This is a genomic window from Pseudoalteromonas tetraodonis, from assembly GCF_002310835.1.
In the GTDB taxonomy this organism is placed as follows: domain Bacteria; phylum Pseudomonadota; class Gammaproteobacteria; order Enterobacterales; family Alteromonadaceae; genus Pseudoalteromonas; species Pseudoalteromonas tetraodonis.
On record NZ_CP011041.1, the window covers coordinates 2,062,960 to 2,078,819 of the forward strand.

Consider the following 15,860-nt stretch of genomic DNA (forward strand, 5'->3'; position numbering starts at 1 on the left):
TAAACTTGTGGTTGTAAAAAGTGGCGAGATTTTAGCATAAAAATAACTTTTTACAGGACATTTTACCTTGCTATATACTAAACTAGCTAAGTGATTAAAATAACAAACGAAGTAGCATGATCAAAACGACACCAAGTGGCCAAGACTTAGAGCAACAATTAGACAACATTCTTTCTTTTGTAACGCAACCAAGCGATGCAAATCTCCCTGCGAGCTCTAAAAACACCGATCAAGACACATTAAATAAAGCCCTTTATTACCTTAAAAATGAACAAGGCGCCTTAGCCGCAAAATGGATGCGTTTGGCAGCAATGGCAGGAAATTATCGCGCGCAGTTTTATTTAGGGCTGTTTTTTATAAAAGGACAAGGTGTGCCGCAAAGTGTATTTCATGGTGCTGCGTGGCTTAGCTTAGCCGGTAGTCAAGGCTATGAACCTGCCATAGAAGCAATGAGCGATATACGAAAACATATTAGTACCAAACGACTTAAAGATGCTCAATGCTACGCAGCCAGCCTGTATGAACAAATTCACCAGTTACAATTTTCACATTTGATCCCCTCTAGTAGCGAAAAATAATTTCATTGCCCAGCAACTCATTTCATCTGTAAATTAATTAAGCGTTTATAGCCAAAGCAAGCACGCTTAATTAATTTAAACTACTGTATACCCCCTGTTCATCTGTATTTATTTGCTCCCAGCCTTAAAATTAATTCTGTGGGGATTAATATCCAATAAAAATTAAATCTTTGTTATATATAGATTATTTGTATATTTATAGTAACTGTCGCGTTTTAAGATGAATAACTGTACAAAAAAATAGCAAAAAACACTTGCACCAAACAACTGTATAAACTACTGTATGAATGTACTGTATAAAAACCCAGTGAGTGAGAAGATTATGTTACAGCCAATTACCGTAAGAACAGTTAAAAGCTACCAGCAAGATGACCAATCAGATTGTGTTAACGTTGTACAAATTGAAGATGAAATTTCAGCAACGTTTGAGTTATTAAAAGTATTACACCAATACAACAGCCTAAACGCATGGACACTGTTAATAGCACCAGATAACGTACCGAGCAAAGCGCTACTTGATTCATGCTCAATTGATACCAGTAAATTACTGGTTATTCGTCAAAAGCATTTAGTTAATTTAGAGTATGTTTTAAGTTCTGCACTTCACAATGGAAATTTTGCCGCGGTGATCACCTGGACTGACATAATAAATAACCAACAACTGTCGCAGTTATCATTAAACTTGAGCCATACGCGCACTAAGTTGTATTGCTTTAGCAAAAAAAGCGCTCATTCTGAGATTTCACTTACGCAATAAGCTTGATAAACTAGCGTTTTAATACACAGTACATTTATCATGACTTCTAACGCCCTATTATGTTTTTGTGGCAGTCAGCAACCTTATGCTGATTGCTGCGAGCCTTTTCATTTAAAAACCAAACAGCCACACACACCAGAGCAACTTATGCGTGCACGCTACAGTGCTTATGCTGTTAAAAACGCGGTTTTTGTTCGTGAAAGTTATGCAAAAGAAAAACAAGCTGAAAATTCAATTTCAGAAATTAAAGATTTTGCAAATAGTTGCCGTTTTATAAACTTAGCCGTATTAGACTCTGGTTATAATGATGAAACAGGATTTGTTACATTTAAAGCTCACTACTTTTATCAAGATTTATATTGCGAGTTGGCAGAAAATTCAAGGTTTATTAAAGAAGATGGACAATGGCGATACCTTGATGGTGAGATTACACCGGTTGCCGATATTAAAGTAAAACGTAATGATACGTGCCCTTGTGGCAGTAATAAAAAATACAAAAAATGTCATAGTGTATAAACTTCAGCTACAAAAAATGGGCCACAAGGCCCATTTTCAAAAACTACACTAAACACAAATTAGCGTTTTACTCGCCATCATCTTCTTCGAAATCTTGACGCTGTGCAGGTCTTGCTAAAATCTCTAAGTAAAAAGAAGTTAAGCCTTGCTTTTCAATTTCACTGATGTGATTGTTAATTTCAGCAACGTGAACCACTTGGGCTTCTTCAGCCGTGATACCAAACTTACAATCAAATGCCCAGTAGTCGGCATCAACAGGTAAAGTTTTATTACGTTCTCTTTTCAAATATTTTTTCACTTCATGCTTTGCAGCATCAACCATACGAGGGTATTTGATTTTCTCATGATTCAGCGTGAATGTTTTCTTCATTACGTTCCTAATTACCTTGGTTTAATGATAATGGCATTTAATGTCATACCATTTGCGCCATTATAGCAATTGCATTTAAATTTTGGATGCTTTTTTTATATTAAATCAGTTATTAAAATAAAGCACTTATAAAACCAATAGTTACTTATTACTATAAACACAGTTTATTACAATCAAATGGCATGTATAAAGCAGTAATTGAACACATATAATTAGGCACTAAACAAATGTAATGGCTGGTGGATAGCTTCATTTTGTAAATCATCATAAAATGCCACCGCATCCATTTGAGGGTTTGATAACTCGGTGTTGGTATTTTGGATTCGTCGACGTACCGCTAATTCACAGTTATCCATCACGTTAAGCGGAATGTGGTTTTTATCATCACGAATATTAAATGGCTCAGGCTTTAAGCACTGAGTTAACTTTATATCACTCATCCCTACAGCGCTTCCCATTTTTGCTAAAAGCTCTGTGTTATTTTTACCAATTAACATATTAAAGGTATCTGGCGCTAATGGCTGCTTTGGACCTGCGCCAAATTGTTTACGCAGAGCATCTTCATCGGCATGATAATGCTTAGTGTCACTTTTGGGTAGGTGGAATTCACTAAAATCGAGTGCATCGTGAGAGAGCATTGCTAATAAAAGTGCAAACTCGCCTCGGCGGTTTTCGTGCACACTTTCGTTAAGCCTCGTTTTTAACTGGCTCTCCGTGATTAACAAATCACCAATCTGCATAGACTTTAGCCTATTTAACTAATTAATAAGTATTTATCGGCTAAATTTGAATTTTCTTTAGCTTTTTTCTTTACTTAAATAAGAAGTTTGCTATTATCTGCCGCGTTGCATTGGAGGGGTTCCCGAGCGGCCAAAGGGATCAGACTGTAAATCTGACGGCTCAGCCTTCGCTGGTTCGAATCCAGCTCCCTCCACCACTTTTCTTAGGCTAAGTTAAGTGGGGCCAAATGCAATAACAATTAGTGTGGAGGGGTTCCCGAGCGGCCAAAGGGATCAGACTGTAAATCTGACGGCTCAGCCTTCGCTGGTTCGAATCCAGCTCCCTCCACCACTTCTCTTCTCTACCTTATTTCTTTTTATTCAAATACCCACTGTAAACTCATACCATGATTGTTTAACCAGTTACTTGCTTGTTTATAATCTGAATAAAATAATCCCACACGTTGCCAAAATTGAGCGCTGTGATTTAAATATTTTAAATGTGCTAATTCATGAACAATCACGTAGTCAATGACCCATGTCGGTGCACTTGCCAAGTGTAAGTTGAAGGTTAGTTCACGCCTGCGATTACAACTACCCCAGCGACGTTTATACAATTGAATATGAATATTACTCGGTAGCTTTTCACCCATCAGCTGACAATAATCGTTAACTCGCATTTCAATATAACTTTCTAATTTCTCATGCAAAAACTGCTCTAGCAAACTTTGATACATTTGCGTTTGATGCTTTACACGTGAAGAAATACTCAGTAACAGCGTTTGGCTTTCATTGTGCTGCTGCCATTGAGTGCGTGCTGCGTTATCAAATTGCACATTAACAGCTTCATTAAATAATTTAATACTCTGGGTTTTGAGTGGAAACTGTCGTGTATCGGCTTGAATTTGTTGCTTATGTAACTGAGCATCAATCCAGTCCTGTTTACTTAACAGCCATTCATTAATTTGTGTTTTCGTTACAAAATGGGGCGCATATACCGTAAGCTCACGTTTTGCGACTTTGATAGCCACTGTTTTTCTTCGCTTACTTCGCTTTAAAGTGTAATCCAACAATGAATGCTGCCTATTTATAATTAACCACTGGGTTTTATTTTACCTTGTACCATAACGGCTGATCTATAAATAATCCCCACTAAATGCCATTTTAATAACAATGCATTTAGTGCTACTCAATAAATAGTATGGTTTAGAGCTTAAAACACTTACGTTGCTTTTGTAATTTATAACTCAATACCTTGTGATTATTATTGTATTTTATATTAGACTGAATTTAAGAGTTATTATGTGAATGATTGATGTTAGCTAATTTTTTTATAAATGAACCAGATCCAAGCCTAATTATTAATGGTGTATACGACCCAAGTTTAGTGACACTATCTATACTCACCGCAATTTTTGCAGCTTATTTTTCTTTGCACGTTATCGATTTAGCAAATAATACACATTTTAAATCTTATCGAAAGTTAGCCAATATAACCGCAGCCTTAGTCCTTGCCGGAGGGGTCTGGAGCATGCACTTTATTGCTATGCTCGCATTTTCTTTGTGCACTACAATTGAATACGACCCCACACTCACTTTTGTGTCGTTTATACCGGCGTTACTGGCATGTACCATTGCTTTTTCTTGTTTGAAAACATATAGCTCTAACCCTCGTATTATCAATTTAATTCTAAGCTCTCTTTTATTTGGCGCGGGTGTTGGCACCATGCATTACAGCGGTATGGCCGCGATGCAATTAAGTCCTTTACTTCGTTATGATCCAATATGGTTTAGCGCTTCAATTGTTGTTGCAGTGCTGCTGTCTTTTATAAGTCTCTATGCACGTTTTCATTTACCAGCACACTTTAAAAAATTAACGCCTGTGCATAATCGTATTATTTGCGCCCTTATTCTTGGCCTTGCCGTGGCTGGTATGCATTATATGGGCATGGCTGCTACGCGATTTATTGCAACAAGCCCGATAATTAACGAGCAAACAAACCAATCACATCTAACCTTTATTGCTATTAGTGTGTCGTTCGCCACGCTTTTATTAACAGCGGTGGTTGTGATCATCAATGGCATGATCCGTTACAGAATGCTGTTAGGGAAAAAATCAGCTGAAGAGTCTCGCCTTGATGCTATTTTATCAACTGCCATTGACGGCATCGTTACTATCAATATTAAAGGCACTATTTTGAGCTTTAATAAAGCCGCAGAAACAATTTTTGGCTGGCAAGATAATGAGGTCATTGGCCAGAATGTAAAAATATTAATGGCTGATGATATTGCTAATCAACACGATGCTTTTTTAAAAAATACAACAAACCATGAGGTAAAACGTGTTATTGGTGTTAATCGCGATGTGTGGGCAAAACATAAAAATGGTCATCAATTTCCAATTCGCTTAGGGATTGGTGAAGTAAAGCAATTACAAACTGAAACATTGTTTGTAGGCTTTATTACCGATTTAACTGAGCAAAGAGCGTTACAACAAAGCTTAATTGAAAAAGAGCGACAATACCGTACCTTAATGAACAATATGCCCGGTGTGGTATTTCGCTGCTTGTTAGATGAACACTGGAGTATGTTGTTTATCAGCCCTAGCGTCTATGAACTAACGGGTTATCGCGCTGAAGAATTTACTGAGCAGCGTATTACCTTTGCCGAGCTTATTGTTAAAGAAGATGAAGCGGCGATTTCTTTAGCGATTGATCAAGCAGTTGCATCGACCAGTCAATACTCAATTGAGTACCGCATTCGCCATCGCAACGGCAATATTATTTGGGTACTCGATCAAGCAAGTATTATCACTAACTCTAAAGATGATACACGCTGGGTTGATGGCGTTTTAGTTGATATAACCAAGCGCCATGAATATGAGCAAAGCTTAAAGCAAGCTAAATACGAGGCTGAAGCAGCCGCGCAAGCTAAACAGTCTTTTATGGCAAATATGAGCCATGAGATACGTACCCCCATGAATGCAATTATTGGCTTTAGTGATATTTTAATGGATAGTCCGCTTAATAAAGAACAACAAAAACAAATTATTACCGTTAATAACGCTGCGCGTTCTTTATTGCATTTACTCAACGATATCCTTGACTCAGCAAAGCTAGAGAAAGGTAAACTCGAAATTCAAAAAGTACATTTTAACTTGCAAGAATTGCTCGATAATATTGTGTCGACATTTTGGCTTGATGCAAAACGCAAAGACTTACAGCTCATTTTAAAAATAGCTGACAATGTAAATCCATTTTATTTTGGTGATGATACGCGTTTACGCCAAGTGCTAACCAATTTAATCGGCAATGCGATAAAGTTTACTGAGCAAGGCCATGTTACTGTTTCGGTTACTCATAAACCCAATCAACCCATTTTATTTGAAGTACAAGATAGTGGTATAGGTATCGAAAAAGGTCGCCTTGAGGCTATTTTTAAACCCTTTGAGCAAGCAGATGGCACCACAACACGCCGATTTGGTGGCACAGGGCTTGGCACAACAATTAGTAAGCAGCTGGTTGAATTAATGGGCGGCAAAATATATGCACAAAGTACCCTTGGTCAAGGTAGCTGTTTTTCCTTTACTGTTGGGCTTGAGCCAGGCGAAAAAAGTCAAGTGCAAGCCATTAGTAAAAACGCATTTAACTTACCCCCATTAAAAATCTTAGTGGTGGATGATATTGAACAAAATATCGAACTACTCACTATTATGCTTTCCCAAGCAGGCCATCAGGTAAGTAAAGCAAATAATGGTTTTGAGGCCATTGACATGTTTAATCAGCATCGCTTTGATATTATCCTAATGGATATTCATATGCCTAAATGTGATGGGATCAGTGCCACAGCATCAATTCGCTCTTTAGAGCAGCAAAAACAACTAAAGCACACGCCAATAATTGCCTTAACGGCCAGTGTGCTACAGCAAGATAAACTAACAGCCAAACAAGCGGGTATGAATGGTTTTACAACCAAACCCATTGACATAAACCAACTCAACCAAGAAATAGCACGGGTGCTTGGGCTTGCTATCAGCCAGTTAGTAACTAACGATCCAATAGATTCAAAACTTCGTATAGATTTTAGTAAAGGCGAAAAAATGTGGGGCAGCAAAGAGAAACATCTCAAAGAGGCTGTACTCTTTTTAGCTCAGCATCAAAATAGTATGCAAACCTTGGCGGCCATTAAGCTAAACGATAAACATCATGCTCATATTTTGCATAATTTAAAAGGTCTTGCCGGTAATTTAGCGCTCAATAATTTATCTTACTTAATTACGCAAGCTGAAAAACAACGTGATATAGCCAGTTATACTCAGTGCATATTAAAATGTCAGCAAGAGTGGCAGCAGCTAGCAGATGAATTATCACACTTACACATTGCTTTTAAAGAGAATGAATTACAAAAAGAAACCGTGTCAGATGCTGAATTTATTCACCAATTAACGCTTTTACTCAGCCAAGCTAAACGAGCAGAGTTGGATGATACGTTATTAAGTTATATTGTAAGAATAACACCCGAACAACACAAAGTTGCTATTTTAAATATTTATGAGCAGTTTAATGACTTTGAATTTGATAATGCACAAACACAGCTCAACGCATTATTAACAACACTCAATAACTAGCTCTTCTGAGGATACCGATGGATCAATCGATAAGTCAGGCGCGAATATTAATCGTCGATGATGAACCTGCAAATTTAAAAGTAATGCGCGAGGTCTTAGCGAGTAACTACCGTTTATCGTTTGCTAAATCGGGGGCTGTGGCACTGCAATTAATAGAAAACGATCCGCCAAAACTCATTTTACTTGATGTAATGATGCCAGATATGAATGGCTTTGAAGTGTGCAAAATTTTAAAAGCTAATCCTAAAACCGCACACATTCCGGTCATTTTTGTCACCGCCCTCACGCAAGAACAAGATGAATCGGAAGGGTTTTCGCTAGGTGCGGTTGACTATATAACCAAACCTATTAGCCCTGCGATTGTAAAGGCAAGGGTAAAAACTCATCTTTCTTTAGTACAAGCCGAGCAACTAAAACAAGCACATGTAGATTTAGTTGAGCGATTAGGTCGCGCGGCAGAGTATAAAGATACCGATACGGGTGAGCATATTGCACGAATGAGCCAATACAGCAAAGTACTTGCTTTAGCGTTGGGAATGAACGAACAACACGCAGAATTATTACGCCAAGCTGCGCCAATGCACGATGTCGGAAAAATAGGTATTCCTGATTCGATACTGTTAAAACCTGGCAAATTAACCCCCGACGAATTTGCACACATGAAAGAGCATGCCGCTATAGGGGCTAAAATATTGGCTAACTCACCTTCCCCCTTACTGCAACTTGCCCATGTGTTGGCTATTGAACATCATGAAAAATGGGATGGCACAGGTTATCCTAATGGGTTAAAAGGCGAGGAAATCTCCATTGAGGGGCGGATTGTAGCGATTGCTGATGTATTTGATGCACTTACATCAAAACGTCCTTATAAAGAGCCTTGGAGCATTGAGCAAACACTAGAGCATATGCAACAACAAGCAGGAAAACACTTTGACCCTCAGCTGGTTGATCTTTTTATTAGCAAAATAGACGCTATTTTAGCGATAAAAAAGGCTCATCAAGAACGCGATTGAATCGTCTCTTTTTTGAACAAATATTACTGCGCAAAGTTCAACAGGACCTAGCCCCTTTTGGCATTGTGAGAGCCTAACGCTACAGCTGGAAAATGCTGTTTTATAATGCGGTAGTCATGGGAAGTGATCTCATGGCTATTGCCACTGTTATCTTTAAAATACATAGAAAAAGTCACGCCATGATCAGCCAGTATCGTTTTAATTTCAAGCTGCTCAAAATGTGCTAACCACGCAATAAATTGCTCACCGGCTGCAGCAAAAGCGATTCCTTTACTTGTCCCTGGTGCCTCAAATAAAGCTAAACGTGTGGATGCGTTTTCATCTTCAAGCGTTAAAGGGCCTTTGCCTTTTTCATTCCAAAATGCTAATTCCTCTACTACGGTAAAACCAAGCACCTTTTCATACCAATCAACGGCTTGGGTGAGGCTTTGAACATTTAAATGACAATGATCAATACCGCTCAATTTTGGCCTCACTGTCTTACCCTCCAATTTCAGATTTTAACTGCTCTAAAAAGTCATACATATAATCTGTTCTTCTAAGTGCTTCAGCTTTAGCTGAAGGTGTATTCATACTTTTTGCAATATGCAGCAACTTTATAAAAAAATGATCTAAGGTGTACTGTTTATCATCAGGTTCACGCTCTAAACAAAATGGATCATTAGGATTGTACAAAAGTCGGCTTATTGAGCCCCCCACTTTCATACAACGACTAACACCAATAGCCCCTAAGGCATCCATTCTGTCAGCATCTTGTACAATCTGTGCTTCAACGGTTTTAATAGCAATATTGGCGCTAAAACTATGCGCGGCTATGGCGTGGTGAATATCATCAAATAGCGCTTCATCATAGCCAATAGACGCTAAAAAACTAATCGCTTTATCGGCAGCCATCGTTGAAGCTTTTGCCCTATCGGGATGGTTTTTTGCTACGGCCACACAATCATGTAACCACGCAGCAGGTAAAACAACATTCATATTGGCTTTTTCAGCAGTGCATAATTTAACTGCAACACGTACTACCCGTTCAATATGGGTAATATCATGGGCTACATCAGCATGGATAAGTGCTGTTATAAATTCTCTGCATTGCTGATCAAGTTGCTTTAATGAAGGGCTAAGGGCTAAATTGTTCACCGAGCTTCCAAAAATCTATTTAAACGAGGTAATATCCCCTACTTTAACGCGATTTATAAGGCCCTTGCAAAACATTCATTGTATGTTGCGCGTGGCTTGACTAAAATACAGCGCTTATTTATTACTACAGAGAAGCCCTATGTCATCTGCCGTTTACCTGCAAGCTGGTCGCGATAAATCATTAAAAAGAAAACACCCTTGGTTATTTTCTAAAGCCATCAAAAAAATTAAAGGTAAACCTGGGTTAGGTGACACGGTAACCATACACGACAGTGAAGGTAAGTTTTTAGCCACCGCGGCTTACAGCCCGCATTCACAAATTCGCGCGCGTGTTTGGAGCTTTGATGAAAAAGAAGTCATAGATCAACATTTTTTCGAGCGTCGCCTACGTCGTGCTTTAGAAGCTCGCAGCCATGCGATTGAAGAAGGTGGACTGACCGGTTTTAGGCTTTGCGCCGCTGAATCCGATTATTTACCGGGTGTTACCATAGATAAATTTGATAACACCTTGGTTTGTCAGTTACTCAGTGCCGGTGCTGAGCGCCACAAAGGTGAAATTGTTGGCGCATTAATGGCTATTTTCCCAGGCTCAAATATTTATGAGCGCTCAGATGTAGATGTGCGCACTAAAGAAGGCTTGGAGCCAATTAAAGGAGTGCTTTGGGGTAATGAACCCACAGCGCCAGTTATCATTGAAGAAAATGGTTTAAAAATTGAAGTTGATATTCTTGAAGGCCATAAAACCGGCTTTTATTTAGATCAACGTGATAGCCGTGCTGCACTGGAGCGTTTTTCAAAAGATAAAACCGTATTAAATTGCTTTAGTTATACGGGAACGTTTTCTCTTTATGCCCTGCGTGGTGGCTGTAAGCATGTAACCAATGTCGATGTTTCACAACCAGCTCTTGATACAGCAAAGCGCAATGTTGAACATAACAACCTTGATTTAAATAAAGTCGACTTTGTAAAACAAGATGTATTTAAGTTATTGCGCCAATACCGTGAAGACGGCGTGATGTTTGATACGATTGTGATGGATCCGCCTAAATTTGCTGATAATAAAGCGCAGTTAACTGGGGCATGTCGGGGTTACAAAGATATTAATATGATTGCGATGCAAATATTAAAACCAGGCGGCACACTGCTTACTTTCTCATGCTCTGGTTTAATGGAACAAAATTTGTTTCAAAAAGTGGTTGCAGATGCAGCACTTGATGCAGGTAAAGATTTGCTGATCATGGAGCGCTTAAATCAAGCAGCTGACCACCCTATTGCGGGCAGCTACCCTGAAGGCTTTTATCTTAAAGGCCTTATTTGTAAGGTTTACTAAACACTAATTTTAGTTAAACTCAATAATTTCTAGCCCTGCGGTTATCGTGCCATCCTCTTCTGTGCTGGCACGTATCACCTTTGCAGTGGCTTTTAACGGTGCAATGCTTGGATGGGTTGATGCAATATCAACCGATAAAATTGAGTTAAGCTCTAATAAATCATCGAGCTGCAAGGAGAGCCCTGTTGCACTTAAGTCAAGGCAGGTGCCTGTGTAACTTAGTCCTGCGACGGGCTCAATCGAGGTTAACTTAGCGGGTGTGTTAACCTGCATACGTCTGTAGTTTCGCTTATCTTCAGTAAACATAATTCCCTCTACACAATATTATTAATTTTTTCTCGTAGTACGGCGATAGAAAAAGGTTTTACAACGTAAGCATCACACCCTGAGTCAAAGCCTGCTTGTTGCTCAAGCTCTGACTCAAGTCCTGATATCATCACCACCGGAATGTGTTTTGTCTCTGGCGTATGTTTAAGTATGCGACAGGTATCATAACCATCAAGCCCCGGCATACATACATCAAGCAAAATAATATCAGGCGGATTAGCAATGGCAGATGCTAAACAACTTTTACCAGAATCAGCATAGCTTAAATCAAATGTTGATGCTAACCCTGCTTTGAGTATTTCAAAATTGAAATACTCATCATCAACCACTAACAATTGTCGCGCTTGGTGTTTTAGTAATGAGGACATAGCAATGTCATTTCCTTCTCAAGTTAGTCCCTTAGGGTCTGTTGACCGTTCAAGGTTGAATTTGCAGTAGCCTGTTTGGTATTTAGGCAAGGCAGAGCCTATGTGGTGTGGTTTTTACTTAGCCCACTAGGTTACAAACCTTGCGCCGCGATTAAACCGCCCTTAGTTTGAACAAATTTTAATCCACAAAGGTCAACAGACCCTAGCTTAATAGCGAATAAAGGGATTATTCAATTTCTTTTATCGCATTTAAAACACGTTTTGCTGAAATTGGATAAGGTGTACCTAAGGTTTGCGCAAATAAGGATACGCGTAATTCTTGCTGCATCCAAAAAATAGCCTCAACATCGTCAGGCAATGGCATTCCTTTAGGGGTTTTATTCGTCAGTTTTTTATATTCTTGCGCCACTTTTTCAAGCTCTAGCACACATAATCTATCACGATTTGGGTCGACGGGTAGCTTTTCTAGTCGTTTTTGAATCGCTTTTAAGTAACGAATTAAATCGCCGAGCTTATCCGCCCCATGCTGGCTCACAAAACCTTTAAAAATAAGCGATTCTAACTGAGATTTAATATCGCCATGGGCAGTGATCATGGTTAAATCTACTCGCCCTTTCATTTTTTTATGCAGCGCATGAGCAATACTCAGTACTTGCTCTACTTGGGTTGCAATTGCTACTACGGTGTCGCCTAATTCGCCGCGAATATGCTCTTTAACCGCTTCAAATGCATCACTTGTACGAATATCACCATATTTAACTAATAGGCTATCAACACCCGATGCGATACAGTCATCAATTAAATCTGCAATTTTACCAAAAGGATTAAAGTACAACCCTAGCTTAGCCTTGTTTGGTAAATTTTGCTGCAGGTATTTAATGGGTGATGGTACGTTTAATAACACTAAACGACGCAACCCCTGCTGGTGCGCTAATTGCGCTTTAATTTCGTTATCGAATAACTCCACTGCCGCCGTTGATTTTTTATCCACCAGCGCAGGGTACGCTTTAATTTCGTACTGACCTTGCTTTTTCACATAGGATGTTGGTAACTCTCCAAAATCCCACTGTGTTAAATCGGTTTTTTCTATGCCTTTGTCGGCGACTTTAGATAAGGTGTCGGTGACCTTGCCTTGTAGCTGCGCTTTAAGTTTAGCTAAATCGAGTCCACGTGCCAGTAGCTTGTCGTGTTCATCGCGCACTTCAAATTGTAGCCTTAAATGCGGAGCAAGCGCAGTTAAATCCCACGCCTCAGGGTCTACACGGACGCCGGTCATACGTAGTAATCGATTGCTTAGCGAGTCGATTAACGAGCCTTGTAATGGCTCTATAGCCGCTAACACCGCATCGGCATAATTGGGCGCAGGAACAAAGTTACGACGCAATGACTTTGGTAATGACTTAATTAACCCACAAATTAACTCATGACGAAATGCCGGTATATGCCAATCAAAGCCACTTTCTTGCACTTGGTTTAACAGTGCAACGGGTATTTGTACGGCAACGCCATCAACCGCTTGGCCTGGATCAAAGTGATAGGTAAGCGGCAGCATCAAATTATCTTGCTGCCATGTATCTGGGTAGTCAAATTCGGTAATGCTGCTGGCGCCATGTTGCATGAGCTCTTCGCGCGTCATGTGCAGGTAGTGTTTGTCTTGTTGTTTTTGTGTTTTATACCACTTAATAAACGCAGCACGATTGTTAATATCGCTGGGTATTTTCTTCTCGTAAAACTCAAACAAGGTTTGCTCATCAACTAAAATATCGCGTCTACGAGACTTGTTTTCGAGCACTTGAATATCTTCAATTAATTCGCGGTTATACGCTAAAAATGCTTCATTTAATCCAAGCTCTTGTTCAACCAGCGCCGAGCGGATAAATAATTCGCGGCTTACTTTAGGATCAATCTTGCTATACACACACCGGCGTTTATTAACGATAAGCAGGCCGTAAAGTGTTTGTTGCTCAAAGGCAATGACTGCACCGGGCTTTTTCTCCCAGTGTGGCTCTGTATAGCTTCGTTTTACCAAATGTTGAGCAAACGGTTCTACCCAGTTCACATCTATTTTGGCATTAATACGGGCATAGAGTTTACTGGTTTCTACCAATTCAGCCGACATCATCCACTTGGGGCTCTTTTTAAACAAGCCAGATCCTGGAAAAATATGAAATTGGCTATTACGTGCGCCTTTATACAGCTGCTTTTCGTCTTTAAAACCGATATGACTGAGCATGCCACTTAACAGTGCTTTGTGAATAAGCTCGCTGTCTGCAACATTAGTGGTGGCTTTCATTTTCATTTCATTGCACACAGTGCTGATTTGATAAACGATGTCTTGCCATTCACGAATGCGCATATACGCTAAAAAATCTTTTTGACATAGCTTTCTAAACTGGCTATTGGTCAGCTCACTTTGCTGCTCTTCGAGGTAATTCCACAAGTTTAAAAAGGCGATAAAGTCAGAGTCTGGATCGTCAAAGCGACCGTGTTTTTCATTCGCTGCCTGGCGTTTTTCTTGTGGTCGTTCTCGTGGGTCTTGAATTGAGAGCGCAGCAACAATAATAATCACCTCACGCAATGCACCCAGCTTATGCGCAGTCAGCACCATTTTTGCTAAACGCGGATCCACTGGCAAACGACTCAGCTCTCGACCAGATTGCGTTAAACTGGTTTTTTGATGACGTTTAGCTTCTTTTACCGCTTGTAACTCTTCAAGCAGTGTTAAACCATCGTTAATGTTGCGGCTATCTGGGGCTTGCACAAAAGGAAATTGCGCCATATCACCCAACCCTAATGCCAGCATTTGTAAAATAACTGACGCTAAGTTAGTACGCAATATTTCAGGATCGGTAAATTCAGGACGTGATAAAAAATCGTCCTCTGAATACAAGCGAATACAAATACCCGCTTCAACACGTCCACAACGCCCCATTCGCTGATTAGCACTAGCTTGCGAAATAGGCTCTATGGGTAAACGTTGAACCTTTGTACGGTAACTGTAACGACTAATACGCGCCGTACCCGGGTCAATAACATAACGAATACCTGGCACCGTTAGCGATGTTTCAGCGACGTTGGTTGAGAGAATAATGTGGCGGCGCGAATGCGGCGCAAAAATACGATTTTGCTCAGCGTTCGATAGCCTTGAATACAAAGGTAATATATCGGTGTGTTTTAAATTACGCTTACTTAGCGCATCGGCGGTGTCGCGTATTTCTCGCTCACCGTTTAAAAAGATCAGAATATCACCGGGGCCTTCAGCGCAAAGTTCATCGACCGCATCAAAAATCCCCTGTAACTGGTCGCCTTCGGCTTCCATGTCTTCTTTTTGGATATCACTGATGGGGTTATAGCGTACATCCACAGGGAATGTCCGGCCTGATACTTCAATAATTGGCGCATCATCAAAGTGCTTAGAAAAACGTTCTGGATCAATGGTCGCTGAGGTAATAATAACTTTTAAGTCAGGACGTTTAGGAAGTAAATTTTTAAGGTAACCTAAAATAAAATCAATGTTTAAACTGCGCTCATGCGCCTCATCAATAATAATGGTGTCGTATTGATTCAAAAAACGGTCTTGTTGTATTTCAGCTAATAAAATACCGTCGGTCATCAATTTTATATAACTGTTATTAGAAACCTGATCGCTAAAGCGAATTTTAAAACCCACTTGCTGACCAAGCTCGCATTGCATTTCTTCTGCTATACGATTGGCAACGCTACGTGCAGCTAAACGTCTAGGTTGAGTATGGCCTATATACCCATCAACCCCACGGCCTAACTCTAAACACATTTTAGGAATTTGTGTGGTTTTACCTGAGCCGGTTTCACCAGCAATAATCACCACTTGATTATTAGCAATGGCCTCTTTAATGGTGTCTTTTTTTTGACTGACCGGTAATTGCTCAGGATAAGTAACGTTAGGTAGCCCAGCTAAACGCTGCTCGCGAAGCGATTGACTGCGACTGATATCAGCCGTAATTTTTTCAAGCGCACTGGTAAGTTTTGCCTCGTCGGTAATTTTTTTTACGCCATGAAGGCGCTTTTTAAAACTGAATTGATCTTTTTTTAAGCACGTTTTTAGCTCGCCAAACAACTGACCTAGGTTTACCACCTGC

At 39.8% G+C, this 15,860-nt stretch carries 14 protein-coding genes and 2 tRNA genes; 8 read left to right on the forward strand and 8 right to left on the reverse strand.

Going from position 1 to position 15,860, the window contains the following annotated elements; all coding sequences use genetic code 11:
* Positions 1 to 116: 116 nt before the first annotated feature.
* The 3 genes from PTET_RS09470 (at position 117) to PTET_RS09480 (ending at position 1,851) form a co-directional block, all read left to right on the forward strand.
* On the forward strand, positions 117 to 578 hold the full coding sequence (locus PTET_RS09470; protein WP_033104392.1) for an SEL1-like repeat protein: 462 nt from the start codon (positions 117 to 119) through the stop codon (positions 576 to 578).
* A gap of 322 nt (positions 579 to 900) precedes the next feature.
* On the forward strand, positions 901 to 1,335 hold the full coding sequence (locus PTET_RS09475) for a SulA-like leucine-rich domain-containing protein (protein ID WP_013465228.1): 435 nt from the start codon (positions 901 to 903) through the stop codon (positions 1,333 to 1,335).
* A 39-nt stretch (positions 1,336 to 1,374) separates the two neighbouring features.
* Entirely contained in the window at positions 1,375 to 1,851 is a 477-nt protein-coding gene (locus PTET_RS09480) for a YchJ family protein (RefSeq protein ID WP_090492276.1), read from the forward strand.
* A gap of 67 nt (positions 1,852 to 1,918) precedes the next feature.
* On the opposite strand, the gene PTET_RS09485 is transcribed toward PTET_RS09480, so the two are convergent.
* Positions 1,919 to 2,221, reverse strand: a complete 303-nt coding sequence (locus PTET_RS09485) for a DUF6172 family protein (protein ID WP_096038545.1) — start codon at positions 2,219 to 2,221, stop codon at positions 1,919 to 1,921.
* A 212-nt stretch (positions 2,222 to 2,433) separates the two neighbouring features.
* A complete protein-coding gene (locus PTET_RS09490; protein WP_096038546.1) occupies positions 2,434 to 2,961 on the reverse strand; it encodes a VC2046/SO_2500 family protein in 528 nt (175 codons plus the stop codon).
* 112 nt (positions 2,962 to 3,073) lie between these two features.
* Between PTET_RS09490 and PTET_RS09495 the strand changes: the two genes are divergently transcribed.
* A tRNA-Tyr gene (locus PTET_RS09495) sits at positions 3,074 to 3,158 on the forward strand.
* Between the two features lie 49 nt (positions 3,159 to 3,207).
* Positions 3,208 to 3,292: transfer RNA gene (locus PTET_RS09500), tRNA-Tyr, on the forward strand.
* 25 nt (positions 3,293 to 3,317) lie between these two features.
* Here the strand turns inward: PTET_RS09500 and PTET_RS09505 are convergent.
* The gene (locus PTET_RS09505) at positions 3,318 to 4,010 is read right to left on the reverse strand and encodes a M48 family metallopeptidase (RefSeq protein ID WP_096038547.1); all 693 of its coding nucleotides are present in this window, start codon (positions 4,008 to 4,010) and stop codon (positions 3,318 to 3,320) included.
* A gap of 245 nt (positions 4,011 to 4,255) precedes the next feature.
* Between PTET_RS09505 and PTET_RS09510 the strand changes: the two genes are divergently transcribed.
* Both PTET_RS09510 and PTET_RS09515 read left to right on the forward strand, forming a co-directional pair.
* Positions 4,256 to 7,567, forward strand: a complete 3,312-nt coding sequence (locus PTET_RS09510) for a PAS domain S-box protein (RefSeq protein WP_096038548.1) — start codon at positions 4,256 to 4,258, stop codon at positions 7,565 to 7,567.
* A 17-nt stretch (positions 7,568 to 7,584) separates the two neighbouring features.
* Positions 7,585 to 8,580, forward strand: coding sequence for a response regulator (locus tag PTET_RS09515; protein WP_096038549.1), 996 nt, complete (start codon positions 7,585 to 7,587; stop codon positions 8,578 to 8,580).
* A gap of 47 nt (positions 8,581 to 8,627) precedes the next feature.
* On the opposite strand, the gene PTET_RS09520 is transcribed toward PTET_RS09515, so the two are convergent.
* The gene (locus tag PTET_RS09520; protein WP_244186357.1) at positions 8,628 to 9,056 is read right to left on the reverse strand and encodes a VOC family protein; all 429 of its coding nucleotides are present in this window, start codon (positions 9,054 to 9,056) and stop codon (positions 8,628 to 8,630) included.
* A 4-nt stretch (positions 9,057 to 9,060) separates the two neighbouring features.
* Entirely contained in the window at positions 9,061 to 9,717 is a 657-nt protein-coding gene (locus PTET_RS09525) for an HD domain-containing protein (RefSeq protein ID WP_028835036.1), read from the reverse strand.
* Between the two features lie 139 nt (positions 9,718 to 9,856).
* On the opposite strand from PTET_RS09525, the gene PTET_RS09530 reads away from it, so the two are divergent.
* Positions 9,857 to 11,047, forward strand: a complete 1,191-nt coding sequence (locus PTET_RS09530; RefSeq protein ID WP_013465236.1) for a class I SAM-dependent methyltransferase — start codon at positions 9,857 to 9,859, stop codon at positions 11,045 to 11,047.
* 9 nt (positions 11,048 to 11,056) lie between these two features.
* On the opposite strand, the gene PTET_RS09535 is transcribed toward PTET_RS09530, so the two are convergent.
* From PTET_RS09535 to hrpA, 3 genes are all read right to left on the reverse strand, one after another.
* Positions 11,057 to 11,353, reverse strand: coding sequence for a PilZ domain-containing protein (locus PTET_RS09535; protein ID WP_013465237.1), 297 nt, complete (start codon positions 11,351 to 11,353; stop codon positions 11,057 to 11,059).
* An 8-nt stretch (positions 11,354 to 11,361) separates the two neighbouring features.
* The gene (locus PTET_RS09540) at positions 11,362 to 11,742 is read right to left on the reverse strand and encodes a response regulator (protein ID WP_013465238.1); all 381 of its coding nucleotides are present in this window, start codon (positions 11,740 to 11,742) and stop codon (positions 11,362 to 11,364) included.
* 226 nt (positions 11,743 to 11,968) lie between these two features.
* Entirely contained in the window at positions 11,969 to 15,856 is a 3,888-nt protein-coding gene (gene hrpA, locus PTET_RS09545) for an ATP-dependent RNA helicase HrpA (RefSeq protein ID WP_174818632.1), read from the reverse strand.
* Positions 15,857 to 15,860: the final 4 nt, after the last annotated feature.

Coding starts and splice junctions, on each gene's coding strand:
- PTET_RS09480 (WP_090492276.1), top strand. CDS start 1,375: ATGACTTCTAACGCCCTATTATGTTTTTGTGGCAGTCAGCAACCTTAT.
- PTET_RS09510 (WP_096038548.1), top strand. CDS start 4,256: ATGTTAGCTAATTTTTTTATAAATGAACCAGATCCAAGCCTAATTATT.
- PTET_RS09515 (WP_096038549.1), top strand. CDS start 7,585: ATGGATCAATCGATAAGTCAGGCGCGAATATTAATCGTCGATGATGAA.
- PTET_RS09540 (WP_013465238.1), bottom strand. CDS start 11,742: ATGTCCTCATTACTAAAACACCAAGCGCGACAATTGTTAGTGGTTGAT.
- PTET_RS09530 (WP_013465236.1), top strand. CDS start 9,857: ATGTCATCTGCCGTTTACCTGCAAGCTGGTCGCGATAAATCATTAAAA.
- PTET_RS09475 (WP_013465228.1), top strand. CDS start 901: ATGTTACAGCCAATTACCGTAAGAACAGTTAAAAGCTACCAGCAAGAT.
- PTET_RS09485 (WP_096038545.1), bottom strand. CDS start 2,221: ATGAAGAAAACATTCACGCTGAATCATGAGAAAATCAAATACCCTCGT.
- PTET_RS09470 (WP_033104392.1), top strand. CDS start 117: ATGATCAAAACGACACCAAGTGGCCAAGACTTAGAGCAACAATTAGAC.
- PTET_RS09490 (WP_096038546.1), bottom strand. CDS start 2,961: ATGCAGATTGGTGATTTGTTAATCACGGAGAGCCAGTTAAAAACGAGG.
- PTET_RS09535 (WP_013465237.1), bottom strand. CDS start 11,353: ATGTTTACTGAAGATAAGCGAAACTACAGACGTATGCAGGTTAACACA.